The following is a 13,383-nucleotide window of genomic DNA, read 5'->3' on the forward strand; positions in this document are numbered from 1 at the left end:
GCATCCCGGCCGACGCCATGGTCAAGGACAGTGCCCCGGCGCAGTTCGAAGTGAACCTGCATCACGTCGCCGACCCGATCAAGGCGTGCGACTACGCGGTACTGCTCAAGCGTCTGATCAAGAACATTGCCTACGACCATGAAATGGACACCACCTTCATGGCCAAGCCTTATCCGGGCCAGGCAGGTAATGGTCTGCACGTACACATTTCGATTCTGGATAAAGAAGGCAAAAACATTTTTGCCAGCGAGGATCCCGAGCAGAACGCCGCGCTGCGTCACGCGATCGGCGGTGTGCTCGAGACCCTGCCCGCGCAGATGGCTTTCCTCTGCCCGAACGTCAACTCCTACCGTCGTTTCGGCGCACAGTTCTACGTGCCGAACTCGCCGTGCTGGGGCCTCGACAACCGCACCGTGGCGATTCGCGTACCGACCGGCTCGTCCGATGCCGTGCGTATCGAGCATCGTGTAGCCGGTGCCGACGCCAACCCGTACCTGCTGATGGCTTCGGTTCTGGCCGGCGTGCACCACGGTCTGACCAACAAGATCGAGCCGGGCGCGCCAGTCGAAGGCAACAGCTACGAGCAGAACGAGCAAAGCCTGCCGAACAACTTGCGCGATGCCCTGCGCGAGCTGGACGACAGCGAGGTGATGGCCAAGTACATCGATCCGAAGTACATCGATATCTTCGTCGCCTGCAAGGAAAGTGAGCTGGAGGAGTTCGAACACTCCATCTCCGACCTTGAGTACAACTGGTATCTGCATACCGTTTAAGCGGTTGTAGCGCCAAACAGAACGCCGTCGGCTCTTGCAGCCAGCGGCGTTTTTTTATGACTTGGACAAATCCAAGACCGTAATTAATGGCCGCCTGTGGCGGATCGCCGGCAGGCCAGCTCCCAGAGGTTTCTGTTGTGCACTCAGTTTTGTGTTCGACACAGATCTGTGTGGGAGCTGGCCTGCCAGCGATGGCGGCCGACAAGACAACAAAGGAACCGGCTCGTACAATGCCCGCTGCCCCGCAGGAGACTTCCATGACGCGACCCGCCCCCGTCCGCAAACCCCGTGCCCGCAGCCAGGCGCGCATCGACTCGATACTCGACGCCGCGCGCACGCTGCTGGCCGCCGAGGGTGTGGCAAGCCTGTCGATCTACAGCGTCGCCGAACGTGCGCAGATTCCGCCCTCCTCCGTGTACCACTTCTTCGCCAGCGTCCCGGCATTGCTCGAAGCACTGACGGCGGATGTACACGCTGCGTTCCGTGCCTGCCTGCAAGCGCCGATCGACCATGAAGCGCTGCGTGACTGGCGCGACCTGTCGCGGTTGGTCGAACAACGGATGCTGGAGATCTACGACGAAGACGCCGCCGCACGGCAGCTGATCCTCGCGCAGCATGGTCTGACCGAAGTCACTCAGGCTGACCGTCAGCACGACATCGAACTGGGTGACCTGATGCACAAACTGTTCGATCATCATTTCGAGTTGCCGAGGCTGCCGGAGGATGTCGATGTATTTGCCCTGGCGATGGAGCTGGGTGACCGGGTGTATGCGCGCTCGGTACAGCAGCACGGGCAGATCACGCCGCGCATGGCCGAGGAAGGGATGCGGGTGTTTGATGCTTACATTGGGCTGTATTTGCCGCCGTATCTACCCAAGAGATCATTGGTGATCTGACTGGCCTCATCGCTGGCAAGACAGCTCCCACAAGGGTTTTGTGACCGACAAATAACCCTGTGGGAGCTGGCTTGCCAGCGATGGCCGCGCCGCCGATTTCAACCCAGGCACAAAAACCCCGAAGGGCTCACGCCCTCCGGGGTTGTTTTTTACTCACTGGCTTACAACTTGGCGATCGACACCTCGGTGGATTTCACAAAGGCGATCACTTCGCTGCCCACGACCAGTTCCAGCTCCTTGACCGAACGGGTGGTGATCACCGAAGTGACGATGCCCGAAGCGGTCTGCACGTCGATTTCCGACAGCACGTCGCCGAGGACGATTTCCTTGATCGAGCCTTTGAACTGGTTACGGACGTTGATGGCTTTGATAGTCATGGCAATGATTCCTGTCGTTTGCTTGAGTTATTGAGCCCAACGCAGTTGCGTAGGCAGTGGTGAAACAGGTTCCGGCGCCGGCGGTTCGCCGGGCAGGGAGAGAACACGGTTAAGCACTTCGGTTTCCAGCGCTGCCAGTCTGTGCGAACCACGCACTCGCGGCCGCGGCAGTTCGACATGCAGATCGAGGCCGACTTCGCCGTCCTCGATCAGAATCACCCGGTCGGCAATCGCCACCGCTTCACTGACGTCGTGGGTCACCAACAGCACGGTGAAGCCATGTTGCTGCCAAAGACGTTCGATCAGTTGCTGCATTTCAATGCGGGTCAGCGCGTCCAGCGCGCCGAGCGGTTCGTCGAGCAACAGCAGACGCGGTTGGTGGATCAGCGCCCGTGCCAGCGCAACACGCTGCTTCTGTCCGCCAGATAACGCTGCCGGCCACTCATTGGCACGATCCGCCAGACCCACCGCGTCCAGCGCTTCGAGCGCCTTGGGACGCCAGTTGCCTTTGAGGCCCAAGCCAACGTTGTCGATGATCTTCTTCCACGGCAGCAGCCGCGCTTCCTGGAACATCAACCGGGTGTCTTCCCGCGCATCGCTGAGCGGCGCCGAACCTGCGAGCAAGTCGCCGCCAGTCGGTTGATCGAGGCCGGCGAGCAAGCGCAGCAAAGTACTTTTGCCGCAGCCACTGCGCCCGACCACCGCGACGAATTGCCCCGCCGGAATATGCAGATCGATGTCACGCAGCACCTGCCGCGCGCCGAAGGTTTTCTGCAGGTTGCGCACCGCCAGCGGGATCCCGCGCAGCAGGCGTGGAGGTTGTTGAGCAGTCATGCCGCACCTCCTTTGGCAACCTGATAAGCCGGGTGCCAGCGCAACCACACACGTTCAAGTCCACGGGCCGCGAGGTCGGCGAGTTTGCCAAGCACCGCGTAAAGCAGGATCGCCAGCACCACCACGTCGGTCTGCAAGAACTCACGAGCGTTCATCGCCAGATAGCCGATGCCCGAGCTCGCCGAGATGGTTTCGGCGACGATCAGCGTCAACCACATAAAGCCCAGGGCGAAGCGCACGCCGACCAGAATCGAAGGCAGCGCGCCCGGCAGAATCACCTGCCAGAACAGGCTGAAACCGCTCAAGCCATAACTGCGCGCCATCTCCACCAGCGCCGGGTCGACGTTGCGAATGCCGTGATACGTGTTGAGGTAGATCGGGAACAACGTACCCAGTGCCACCAGAAAAATCTTCGCCGACTCATCGATTCCGAACCACAGGATCACCAGCGGAATCAGCGCCAGGTGCGGCACGTTGCGGATCATCTGCACCGAGCTGTCGAGCAGGCGTTCGCCCCATTTCGACAGGCCGGTGATGAAACCCAAGACCAGACCGATGCTGCCGCCGATGGTGAAACCGAGTGCCGCGCGCCAGCCGCTGATGGCTAGGTGCGTCCAGATTTCGCCGCTGCGCACCAGGCTAACGCCGGCTTCGATCACCGCCACCGGTGCCGGCAGAATCCGTGTCGACAACCAACCCGCCGACACCGACAACTGCCACACCGCCAGCAACAACACCGGCAACGCCCAGGGCGCGAGGCTGTGGATGATTTTCTTCATGGCGCGCCTCAGCTCTGCGACGCGGCTTTGGGAAGAATGTCGTTGGCGACCATCTCGCCGAACGGGCTGACATAACCGGCGCTTTTCGGCAGTTCCGGACGCTCGATGTCGAGGTGCGGGAACAGCAATTCGGCGACGCGATACGACTCTTCAAGGTGTGGATAGCCGGAGAAGATGAAGGTGTCGATGCCCAGATCGGCGTATTCCTTAACGCGTGCCGCGACGGTTGGGCCATCGCCGACCAGCGCCGTACCGGCACCACCGCGCACCAGACCGACGCCGGCCCAGAGGTTCGGGCTGACTTCGAGGTTGTCACGACTGCCGCCATGCAGCGCGGCCATGCGTTGCTGGCCAACCGAATCGAAGCGCGCCAGCGAAGCTTGAGCACGAGCGATGGTGTCGTCATCCAGATGCGAGATCAAACGATCCGCCGCTTGCCACGCTTCAGCGTTGGTTTCACGGACGATAACGTGCAGTCGAATACCGAAGCGTACGGTGCGGCCAAGCTTGGCGGCTTTGGCCCGGACTTGGGCAATCTTCTCGGCCACTGCTGCTGGCGGCTCGCCCCAGGTCAGGACCATTTCTACTTGTTCGGCAGCCAAGTCCTGCGCCGCTTCCGACGAGCCACCGAAATACAGCGGCGGACGCGGTTGCTGGATCGGCGGATAGAGCAATTTCGCGCCCTTCACGCTGATGTGCTGACCGTCGTAATCAACGGTTTCGCCTTCCAGCACACGACGCCAGATGCGGGTGAATTCCACCGAAGCCTGATAACGCTCTTCGTGGCTGAGGAACAGACCGTCGCCGGCCAATTCTTCCGGGTCACCGCCAGTCACCAGATTGAACAGCGCACGACCGCCGGACAGACGATCCAGCGTGGCTGCCTGCCGCGCCGCGACCGTCGGGGAAATGATCCCGGGACGCAGGGCAACGAGGAACTTCAGGCGCTGGGTCACCGGGATCAGCGACGCCGCCACCAGCCACGAATCTTCGCAAGAGCGGCCAGTAGGAATCAGCACACCGCCGAAGCCCAGACGATCCGCAGCTTGCGCGACCTGTTGCAGATAACCGTGGTCGACGGCGCGCGCGCCTTCGGCGGTGCCAAGGTAATGGCCGTCGCCGTGGGTGGGCAGGAACCAGAAGATATTGAGGCTCATGGAGTGGTCTCCTTAGGAATTCGAATTACTGCGCTTTAGCCACAGCGGCCGGTGGTGTCCAGATCACGTCCTTGATGCTCAGCGGCTTGGGAATCAGCTTGAGCTGGAAGAACGTGTCAGCGATTTTCTGCTGCGCGGCGACCACTTCCGGGGAAAGGAATAGCGCGCCGTAACCCTGGCGTTTCACCGAGGTCAGGGTGATGTCCGCTGGCAAGCCGAGCAGTGGCGCAACCTGTTGGGTCACGTCTTCAGGGTTGGCTTTCGACCATTCGCCGACTGCGCGAACTTCCTCAACGAGGGTCTTGATCACCTGAGGATTTTTCTCTGCGTATGGCTTGGTCGCGAGATAGAACTGGTGGTTGTCGACGATGCCTTTGCCGTCGCGCAGGGTGTGCGCTTGCAGTTGCTTCTCGGCGGCCGCCTGGTACGGATCCCAGATGACCCAGGCGTCGACGCTGCCACGTTCGAACGCGGCGCGGGCATCGGCCGGCGGCAGGAATACGGTTTGAATGTCGGTGTATTTGAGGCCGGCATCTTCCAGCGCACGCACCAGCAGGTAGTGAACGTTGGAGCCTTTGTTCAGGGCGACTTTCTTGCCCTTGAGATCGGCCACCGATTTGATCGGCGAGTCTTTCGGCACGAGGATCGCTTCGCTGTTCGGCGCAGGTGGTTCGTAGGCGACGTAGAGCAGATCAGCGCCAGCAGCCTGAGCGAAGACTGGCGGGGTTTCGCCGGTGACGCCGAAGTCGATCGAGCCGACGTTCAGGCCTTCCAGCAGCTGCGGGCCGCCTGGGAATTCAGTCCATTGCACGTCGACGCCTTGGGCGGCCAGACGTTTTTCCAGCGTGCCCTTGGCTTTGAGCAGCACCAGCGTGCCGTACTTCTGATAACCGATCCGAAGAGTCTCGGCTTGAGCTTGAGTGATGGCGCCGAAGGTGACAGCCGCAGCAAACAGAGCGACCAGACCACGACGCAAAAATACAGTGCGCATAGCGCTCTCCTTTTTGCTGTTGGGTTTTGGCTGCACCTGCTTGCCCGTTAGCGGGCGAGTAAGGCGAGTACTTCAAATTTCGATGAGGCTTAAATGCTCCAGCGAGCACTCAATAAACGTTCGTTCAACAGGCCCGGTTCCAGCGGTTTCGGCCGACGGGCCATGGCGCCGACAAACTGATCCAGCGCTTCATGCAGACGCTGCTCGAGCGCCGGAGCCAGTTGCGCCGCAGCACTGCCTTCGCCGTAAGCGATCTGGCTGTCCTCGGCGAAAATCCCCTGGAGCATTTCCTGGGCCTTCAATGCCGACAGCACCGGTTTGAGGGCGTAATCGACCACCAGCATGTGGGCGATGCTGCCGCCCGTGGCCATCGGCAAGACAATCTTGTGGTTCAAGGCGCGCTCCGGGAGCAGATCGAGCAGGGTCTTCAACGCGCCGGAAAACGACGCTTTGTAAACCGGTGTGGCGATCAGCAGGCCGTCGGCGTTTTCAATCTGTTGCAGCAGGTCGAGCACCTTCGGGCTGTCGAAGCGGGCGTGGAGCAGGTCTTCAGCGGGAAAGTCGCGCACCTGATAACTCACCACTTCCACGCCTTGCGCCTGCAACCAGCGTTGCGAGCGTTCCAGCAGCACCCCGGAACGGGAGCGCAGGCTGGGACTGCCACCGAGTGAGACGACCAGCATCGAGACAATTCCTTAAGCGTTACAGGCGATTCGCGGGTTGCGATCTCGCTTCGATGGGAGTGACCTTACCAGCTGATTTATATATCCATAAATCATATTTATTCATTTGGTTATGCGTTTTGGAGATATACATTTCCACAAACTGCGGGCGAAAAAAAAGGCCGTCGAAACGGCCTGAAATCCCCTGCTTTGTGGCTACACGCTGATCGTTCCCACGCTCTGCGTGGGAATGAATCCATGGACGCTCCGCGTCCACTGTGACGCAGAGCGTCACGGGCGGCATTCCCACGCTGAGGGTGGGAACGACCTGCCCAAGAAGATCACTTGTTCGGCTGCGGCGTCAGGCGCAAGTAAGGCTTCACGGCGCGATAACCCTTGGGAAAGCGCTGCTTGATCTCTTCCTCATCTTTCAACGAAGGCACGATCACCACCTCATCACCGTCCTGCCAGTTGGCCGGGGTGGCCACCTTGTAGTTGTCGGTGAGCTGCAGCGAATCGATCACCCGCAGAATCTCGTGGAAGTTGCGCCCGGTGCTCGCTGGATAGGTGATGGTCAGGCGAATCTTCTTGTTCGGATCGATCACGAACAGCGAACGCACGGTCAGCGTGTCGTTGGCGTTCGGGTGGATCAGGTCATACAGATCGGAGACCTTGCGATCGGCATCGGCCAGGATCGGGAAGTTGACGATGGTGTTCTGGGTTTCGTTGATGTCTTCGATCCACTTGTGGTGCGAGTCCACCGGGTCGACCGACAGCGCGATGGCTTTGACGCCGCGTTTGCTGAACTCATCCTTGAGCTTGGCGGTGAAACCCAGCTCAGTGGTGCACACCGGGGTGAAGTCCGCCGGGTGGGAAAACAGCACGCCCCAGCTATCGCCCAGCCATTCGTGAAAACGAATCTTGCCGGCGCTGGAATCCTGTTCGAAATCGGGGGCGATGTCGCCGAGTCTGAGGCTCATGATGCTGCTCCTTATGAGTTGTTCGAGACCTCAACTGTAGCCCGGGATTTGCCATCGTGAAAAAGAATAAATAATGAGACATCTAGATCATAAGTGAATATTAAACATCTGTTCACTGGACGCCCGGCGGCATCCCGACGAACATCGGTCGCAAGGTTCGAGAAGGCCTTGAGTTGCTGTAAAGAGGGGAATTTCGGGGAGGGCTTACGGGGGTGAGCCTGACTCGAAAACGCAAAAGCCCCGTCCGGCGCGATGCCGGACGGGGCTTTTTTTACATCAACGAATCGAAGCGCGCTATTACAGCAGCGGGATCGAGTAGCTGACGATCAGGCGGTTTTCGTCCTGGTCACGCTGACCTGGGATGTCGTTGCGCCACATAGCGTTTTTCCACATAAAGCCAACGTTTTTCAGCGGGCCTTCTGGTACGACGTAACCGATGGTCAGGTCGCGTTCCCACTCGGAGTTACCGTTGCCGTTCTCACGCCCATTGGAACCCACGGTGTCGATATTGTCGCCACGCAAGTAAACCAGACCAGCTGTCAGGCCAGGAACGCCGACTTTGGCGAAGTCATACGAGTAGCGTGCTTGCCAGGTGCGCTCGCCTGCACGGCCGAACTTCTGGATCTGCATGTCGGTGATAGTGTAGTTCGACGAACCGTCACCCTGGTTCAGCCAAGGGAAGTCGCTGCTGCCGTTGGAAACCTGATAGCCACCACCGAAGGTGTGCCCGGCAACGGTATACAGGAACAGGCCGCTGTACAGATTATTGTCGACCTTACCTTTACCGCTTGCCTGACCAGTGTAATTACCGTTGCTGTAGTAAGCCGGAGTGTTGGAGTTAGCACCATCATCCGAGCTGTTGAAGTAACGGAAATCAGATTTCAACACGCCTGGGCCGATTGCCCAGTTGTGAACCAGACCCAGGAAGTGCTGTTTGTAGAAGTCTTCAAGGTTGCCGTAGTAATACTGGGCAGTCAGGTCCTTGGTGATTTTGTAGTCACCACCGGCGTAGATGAACTTGTTGCTGTTGGCAACACGTGCAGATGCACCGCCAATGGACAGGTTTTCGTTGTTGCTGGAGTTACGACCTTTCACGGCTTCGATCTGACCGCCGACAAGAGTCAGGTCCTTGATTTCGCCGGAGGTGATCTGACCACCCTGCCAGGTTTGCGGCAGCAGACGGCCATCGTTGGTCACGATAACCGGCAGTTTTGGCTGCAGAGTGCCCAACTTCAACTCGGTCTGAGAGATTTTGGCTTTTGCAGTCAGGCCCAGGCTGGAGAAGCTGTCAACGGCATCACCATTGTGCTCGCTTGGGAAGATGGTGCCGCCGTAGTTACCTACACCGTTGGTGCCGCCGCCCGAATCCAGACGCACGCCCAACAGGCCGATAGCATCGATACCGAAGCCGACGGTGCCTTGGGTGTAACCGGAGATGAAGCGCAGATCGAAGCCTTGACCCCATTCTTCAGCTTTGCTCTGGGTAGAGTGAGCACCGGAGTCACGGTTATCGTTGTTGATATAGAAGTTACGCAGCCCCAAAGTAGCTTTGCTGTCTTCGATGAAACCGGCGGCGCCTGCCTGCTGCGCCATAACCCCTACGGCCACAGCCAGGGCCAAGGTGGACTTGTTCATGTAAAGCTCCTCTCGTTTCTAATTCTTGTGTTCCTGGCCCGGGGTCTGATGCCCTGGGTCCTAAGATGCGCGATTAGCGCCAGACCGTGACTGACAAGTCAATCGTAACCTTGTGTGTCTACGACCAAGGTCTAATCGCAGTGATTTGGTCCGTGCAGAGTAAAGATTTCCTGATAAACCCAAAAAGAATTTATTCATTCTTTTTCATATCATTTCGGAATATGGCCAGTATCTTGCCATCTTCGCCGGGATACAGCGTATCGGCGACTAAGCTCATTCCTAAATGGTATTTGTTAGCCTTTTTTTATATCGATTAGCTTTGGCGCAACCGCAATTCGTCAAACCCTATCGAAAAGGCGACGCCATGATGGCCAAACGCGCACTATCTAGTCAATTTGTTACAGTTTGTGTGTCAGCACTGTTTTCTTTTTCTGTCCATGCCGCCAACCTCACCGTCGGTTATCAAACCGGTATCGACCCAAGCAAAGTCCCCCAGGCCGACGGCGTCTACGAGAAAACCATCGGCGAGAAAATCGACTGGCGCCGCTTCAACAGCGGCCCGGAAGTTGTGACAGCCATTGCGTCCGGAGACGTGCAGATCGGCAACCTCGGCTCCAGCCCGTTGGCGGCCGCCGCTTCGCGTAACCTGCCGATTGTGGCCTTCATCGTTTCGGCACAGATCAATGCCGCCGAAGCCCTGGTGGTGCGCAACGGCAGCGGCATCAACACACCGCAGGATCTGGTCGGCAAAACCATCGCCACACCCTTCGTTTCCACCTCCCACTACAGCCTGCTCGGCGCACTCAAGCATTGGGGCCTGGACGCCTCGAAAGTCAAAGTGGTTAACCTGCAACCCGCAGAAATCGCTGCCGCGTGGAAGCGTGGGGATATAGATGGTGCGTTTGTCTGGTCACCGGCGCTTGGGGAAATCCGCAAGACCGGCAAGACCCTCACCGATGCAGCGCAGGTCGGTCAGTGGGGCGCCCCAACATTCGAAGTCTGGGTCGCGCGTAAGGATTTCGCTGACAAGCATCCTGACGTTGTCGCGAAGTTCGCCAAGGTCACGCTGGATTCATTTGCCGATTACGCGGCGCATAAAGACAGCTGGACGGCTGACTCGGAGCCGGTGCAGAAAATCGCCAAATTGACCGGTGCCAATGCCGCCGATGTACCGGAATTGCTCGCGGGATCGGCGTTCCCGGATGCCAAGGCGCAGCAAACCACGGCGCTGCTGGAGGGCGGCACGGCGAAAGCGATTGGCGAGACGGCGAAGTTTTTGAAGGAACAGGGCAAGGTTGAAACGGTGCTGCCGGATTATTCGCCGTACGTCAGCGCGAAATTCATCACTGAATAAACCCAATCCCTGTAGGAGCTGCCGAAGGCTGCGATTGATCGTTCCCACGCTCCGCGTGGGAATTCAGCCCGGGACGCTCCGCGTCCCATCGAAAGCCGAACGCGGAGCGTCCGATGAGGCGTTCCCACGCAGAGCGTGGGAACGATCGTCACCGGGTCAGAGGGTTTTTTCGAAGATCTTCGAGTTGCGCTGAAAGTTGTACAGCGACGCCCGCGCTGCCGGCAGACGCTCAACGCTGCTCGGCTCGAACCCACGCTCACGGAACCAGTGCGCAGTACGCGTGGTGAGAACGAACAAGGTCTTCAAACCCTGCGCCCGTGCCCGGGTTTCGATGCGCTCCAGCAGTTCATCACCGCGACCGCCATGGCGGTACTCCGGATTCACCGCCAGGCACGCCAGCTCGCCGGCATCGGAATCGGCAATCTGATACAACGCCGCACAGGCGATGATCATGCCCTCACGTTCGACCACGCTGAACTGCTCGATCTCGCGCTCCAGCACTTCGCGCGAGCGACGCACCAGAATCCCCTGCTCTTCCAGCGGGCTGATCAAATCCAACAAGCCGCCGACGTCTTCAATCGCCGCCTCACGCACCAGTTCGAATTGCTCTTGCGCCACCAGCGTACCGCCACCGTCACGGGTGAACAGTTCAGTCAGCAGCGCGCCGTCTTCGGCGTAGCTGACGATATGACTGCGCGCCACGCCGCCACGGCAGGCTTCGGCGGCGGCATCCAGCAGTTCCGCCTGATAGTTGCTGCCCAGGCGCTGCAAATGCGCCGGCACCTGCTGCGGGCGCAGTTCGCGTACCAGTTTGCCGTTTTCGTCGATCAGGCCGAGGTCAGCGCCGAACAGCAACAGCTTGTCGGCACCCAGGTCGATGGCGGCGCGAGTGGCAACGTCTTCGCAGGCAAGGTTGAAGATTTCACCGGTCGGCGAGTAGCCCAGCGGCGAAAGCAGCACGATCGAGCGTTCATCGAGCAGACGATTGATGCCTTTGCGGTCGACCCGGCGCACTTCGCCGGTGTGGTGATAGTCGACGCCTTCGAGCACGCCGATCGGCCGCGCGGTAACGAGGTTGCCGCTGGCCACGCGCAGACGCGAGCCCTGCATCGGCGACGACGCCATGTCCATCGACAGACGCGCTTCGATGGCGATGCGCAACTGACCGACCGCATCGATCACGCATTCCAGCGTTGCAGCATCGGTGATGCGCATGCCGTGATGGTAATGCGGGGTCAGGCCGCGCGCGGCGAGGCGGGTCTCGATCTGCGGGCGCGAACCGTGCACCAGCACCAGACGCACGCCAAGGCTGTGCAGCAGAACGATGTCGTGAACGATGTTGCCGAAATTCGGATGCTCCACGCCGTCGCCGGGCAGCATGACGACGAAGGTGCAGTCGCGGTGGGCATTGATGTAAGGGGACGCGTGACGAAGCCAGTTAACGTATTCGGGCATGAACCTGGGCCTGTAATAAATAGCAGCCTAAAAAGGGGCGAAACGGAAAACGCACAGCGGGCTGATGGTTATCGTCGGAACAGGCTTGGCGACACGCGCGCTCTCCTCATGAATACGGGTTGGATTCCCACTAATTTACCGACCACCCCTGTAGGAGCTGCCGCAGGCTGCGATCTTTTGATCTTGATCTTCAAAACAAAATCAAAAGATCGCAGCCTTCGGCAGCCCCTACAAGGGAGGCGTTCAATTCTTCAGGCAGTAATGTTCAATCAGTTGCCGTAATAGATGCACGGTAGGCTGCAAACGTGACATTTCAAGGTACTCGCCGGGCTGATGCGCACAGGCGATGTCGCCGGGGCCGAGGACGATGGTTTCGCAACCGAGGCGCTGAAGATAAGGCGCTTCGGTGCCGAAGGCTACTGCTTCGGCACTGTGACCGGTGAGCTTTTCGGCGATGCGCACCAGTTCGGCGTCTTCAGCCTGCTCGAACGACGGCACTTCCGGGAACAACGGTTTGTAATCGATCTTCACCTGATGCCGCTCGGCCACCGGGTTGAGCTTGCGCAGAATCTCCGCGCGCAGGACTTTCGGGTCCATGCCGGGCAGCGGTCGCAGATCAAACTCCAGCGAACACTGACCGCAGATGCGATTGGGATTATCGCCGCCATGGATGCAACCGAAGTTCATCGTCGGCTGCGGCACGCTGAACTGCGGATTGTTGAATTCACGCTGCCATAGCAGGCGCAGGCCGCGCAGTTCGCCGATCGCATCGTGCATGGCTTCGAGGGCGCTGTGGCCCAAGCGCGGATCCGACGAGTGGCCGCTCTGCCCGAGAATGTCGATGCGCTCCATCATGATGCCTTTGTGCATGCGGATCGGCTTCAGGCCGGTCGGCTCACCGATTACCGCTGCGCGGCCCAGTGGACGCCCGGCTTCAGCCAGTGCGCGGGCGCCGGACATCGAGCTTTCTTCATCACAGGTGGCGAGGATCAGCAACGGTTGCTTGAACGGTTGCTCAAGCAGCGGTAGCACCGCTTCGATGATCAGCGCGAAGAAACCCTTCATGTCGCAGCTGCCCAGGCCGACCCAGCGGCCATCGACTTCGGTGAGCTTCAGCGGATCGGTCTGCCACAACGCATCGTCGTACGGCACGGTGTCGCTGTGGCCGGCCAGCACCAGCCCGCCGGGGCCGCTGCCGAAACTGGCGAGCAGGTTGAATTTGCCCGGGCTGACCTGCTGGATATCGCAGCTGAACCCCAGGTCACCCAGCCAACCGGCGAGCAGATCGATCACCGCGCGATTGGACTGATCAAGGTTCGGTTGGGTACAGCTGACCGATGGCGCGGCGATCAGCGCAGCGAACTGGTCTTGCATGGACGGCAAAGGCATCGCTGACTCCAACTCCCGATTTGAGGTCCATCATAGAACCATCCGGCGTCAGGAATAAACCGCCGCAGGGCGTAGGACGAATCAGTCCTGTACACTGCACG

The 13,383-nt window shown here is 59.6% G+C and carries 13 protein-coding genes; 3 read left to right on the forward strand and 10 right to left on the reverse strand.

From position 1 onward, the window contains the following. Together ACIF4X_RS25220 and ACIF4X_RS25225 are read left to right on the forward strand one after the other, a co-directional pair. A partial coding sequence (locus ACIF4X_RS25220; protein WP_397484171.1) for a glutamine synthetase family protein occupies nt 1-773 on the forward strand: 773 nt, incomplete at its 5' end. A 257-nt stretch (nt 774-1,030) separates the two neighbouring features. Then, nucleotides 1,031-1,669, forward strand: a complete 639-nt coding sequence (locus ACIF4X_RS25225) for a TetR/AcrR family transcriptional regulator (protein ID WP_102901388.1) — start codon at nt 1,031-1,033, stop codon at nt 1,667-1,669. A gap of 161 nt (nt 1,670-1,830) precedes the next feature. Here ACIF4X_RS25225 and ACIF4X_RS25230 read toward each other — a convergent pair whose 3' ends face one another. The 8 genes from ACIF4X_RS25230 to ACIF4X_RS25265 form a co-directional block, all read right to left on the reverse strand. After that, a complete protein-coding gene (locus ACIF4X_RS25230; RefSeq protein WP_003229256.1) occupies nt 1,831-2,046 on the reverse strand; it encodes a molybdopterin-binding protein in 216 nt (71 codons plus the stop codon). Nucleotides 2,047-2,073: 27 nt separating this feature from the next. Next, on the reverse strand, nt 2,074-2,880 hold the full coding sequence (gene ssuB, locus ACIF4X_RS25235; RefSeq protein ID WP_007913838.1) for an aliphatic sulfonates ABC transporter ATP-binding protein: 807 nt from the start codon (nt 2,878-2,880) through the stop codon (nt 2,074-2,076). Further along, the gene (gene ssuC / locus ACIF4X_RS25240; RefSeq protein WP_003229260.1) at nt 2,877-3,659 is read right to left on the reverse strand and encodes an aliphatic sulfonate ABC transporter permease SsuC; all 783 of its coding nucleotides are present in this window, start codon (nt 3,657-3,659) and stop codon (nt 2,877-2,879) included. Before ssuC ends, ssuB begins: the two co-directional genes overlap by 4 nt. An 8-nt stretch (nt 3,660-3,667) precedes the next feature. Beyond that, nucleotides 3,668-4,816 carry an FMNH2-dependent alkanesulfonate monooxygenase gene (gene ssuD / locus ACIF4X_RS25245; RefSeq protein ID WP_018928626.1) on the reverse strand — a complete coding sequence of 383 codons (1,149 nt, stop codon included), beginning with the start codon at nt 4,814-4,816 and terminating at the stop codon, nt 3,668-3,670. Nucleotides 4,817-4,841: 25 nt separating this feature from the next. Beyond that, the gene (locus ACIF4X_RS25250; protein ID WP_397484172.1) at nt 4,842-5,807 is read right to left on the reverse strand and encodes a sulfonate ABC transporter substrate-binding protein; all 966 of its coding nucleotides are present in this window, start codon (nt 5,805-5,807) and stop codon (nt 4,842-4,844) included. 89 nt (nt 5,808-5,896) lie between these two features. Continuing rightward, entirely contained in the window at nt 5,897-6,490 is a 594-nt protein-coding gene (gene ssuE, locus ACIF4X_RS25255; RefSeq protein WP_007913832.1) for an NADPH-dependent FMN reductase, read from the reverse strand. A gap of 320 nt (nt 6,491-6,810) precedes the next feature. Beyond that, complete coding sequence (locus ACIF4X_RS25260; RefSeq protein WP_064116336.1) at nt 6,811-7,449, reverse strand: peroxiredoxin; 639 nt, start codon at nt 7,447-7,449, stop codon at nt 6,811-6,813. A gap of 297 nt (nt 7,450-7,746) precedes the next feature. Then, the gene (locus ACIF4X_RS25265) at nt 7,747-9,084 is read right to left on the reverse strand and encodes an OprD family porin (RefSeq protein ID WP_397484173.1); all 1,338 of its coding nucleotides are present in this window, start codon (nt 9,082-9,084) and stop codon (nt 7,747-7,749) included. Between the two features lie 364 nt (nt 9,085-9,448). Here ACIF4X_RS25265 and tauA point away from each other — a divergent pair, with 364 nt between their 5' ends. Continuing rightward, complete coding sequence (tauA, locus tag ACIF4X_RS25270; RefSeq protein ID WP_397484174.1) at nt 9,449-10,438, forward strand: taurine ABC transporter substrate-binding protein; 990 nt, start codon at nt 9,449-9,451, stop codon at nt 10,436-10,438. A 156-nt stretch (nt 10,439-10,594) separates the two neighbouring features. On the opposite strand, the gene argA is transcribed toward tauA, so the two are convergent. Together argA and argE are read right to left on the reverse strand one after the other, a co-directional pair. Next, nucleotides 10,595-11,893 (reverse strand): amino-acid N-acetyltransferase, encoded by a 1,299-nt coding sequence (argA, locus tag ACIF4X_RS25275; RefSeq protein WP_007913824.1) that lies wholly within the window; start codon nt 11,891-11,893, stop codon nt 10,595-10,597. Nucleotides 11,894-12,136: 243 nt separating this feature from the next. Next, nucleotides 12,137-13,282 (reverse strand): acetylornithine deacetylase, encoded by a 1,146-nt coding sequence (gene argE, locus ACIF4X_RS25280; RefSeq protein WP_397484175.1) that lies wholly within the window; start codon nt 13,280-13,282, stop codon nt 12,137-12,139. Nucleotides 13,283-13,383: the final 101 nt, after the last annotated feature.

Source organism: Pseudomonas sp. NPDC085632 (genome assembly GCF_044541255.1).
GTDB lineage: Bacteria > Pseudomonadota > Gammaproteobacteria > Pseudomonadales > Pseudomonadaceae > Aquipseudomonas.

Excerpts from the sequence above, each read along its gene's own strand:
- ACIF4X_RS25225 (WP_102901388.1), top strand. The coding sequence starts at position 1,031 with ATGACGCGACCCGCCCCCGTCCGCAAACCCCGTGCCCGCAGCCAGGCG.
- ACIF4X_RS25230 (WP_003229256.1), bottom strand. The coding sequence starts at position 2,046 with ATGACTATCAAAGCCATCAACGTCCGTAACCAGTTCAAAGGCTCGATC.
- ssuB (WP_007913838.1), bottom strand. The coding sequence starts at position 2,880 with ATGACTGCTCAACAACCTCCACGCCTGCTGCGCGGGATCCCGCTGGCG.
- ssuC (WP_003229260.1), bottom strand. The coding sequence starts at position 3,659 with ATGAAGAAAATCATCCACAGCCTCGCGCCCTGGGCGTTGCCGGTGTTG.
- ssuD (WP_018928626.1), bottom strand. The coding sequence starts at position 4,816 with ATGAGCCTCAATATCTTCTGGTTCCTGCCCACCCACGGCGACGGCCAT.
- ACIF4X_RS25250 (WP_397484172.1), bottom strand. The coding sequence starts at position 5,807 with ATGCGCACTGTATTTTTGCGTCGTGGTCTGGTCGCTCTGTTTGCTGCG.
- ssuE (WP_007913832.1), bottom strand. The coding sequence starts at position 6,490 with ATGCTGGTCGTCTCACTCGGTGGCAGTCCCAGCCTGCGCTCCCGTTCC.
- ACIF4X_RS25260 (WP_064116336.1), bottom strand. The coding sequence starts at position 7,449 with ATGAGCCTCAGACTCGGCGACATCGCCCCCGATTTCGAACAGGATTCC.
- ACIF4X_RS25265 (WP_397484173.1), bottom strand. The coding sequence starts at position 9,084 with ATGAACAAGTCCACCTTGGCCCTGGCTGTGGCCGTAGGGGTTATGGCG.
- tauA (WP_397484174.1), top strand. The coding sequence starts at position 9,449 with ATGATGGCCAAACGCGCACTATCTAGTCAATTTGTTACAGTTTGTGTG.
- argA (WP_007913824.1), bottom strand. The coding sequence starts at position 11,893 with ATGCCCGAATACGTTAACTGGCTTCGTCACGCGTCCCCTTACATCAAT.
- argE (WP_397484175.1), bottom strand. The coding sequence starts at position 13,282 with ATGCCTTTGCCGTCCATGCAAGACCAGTTCGCTGCGCTGATCGCCGCG.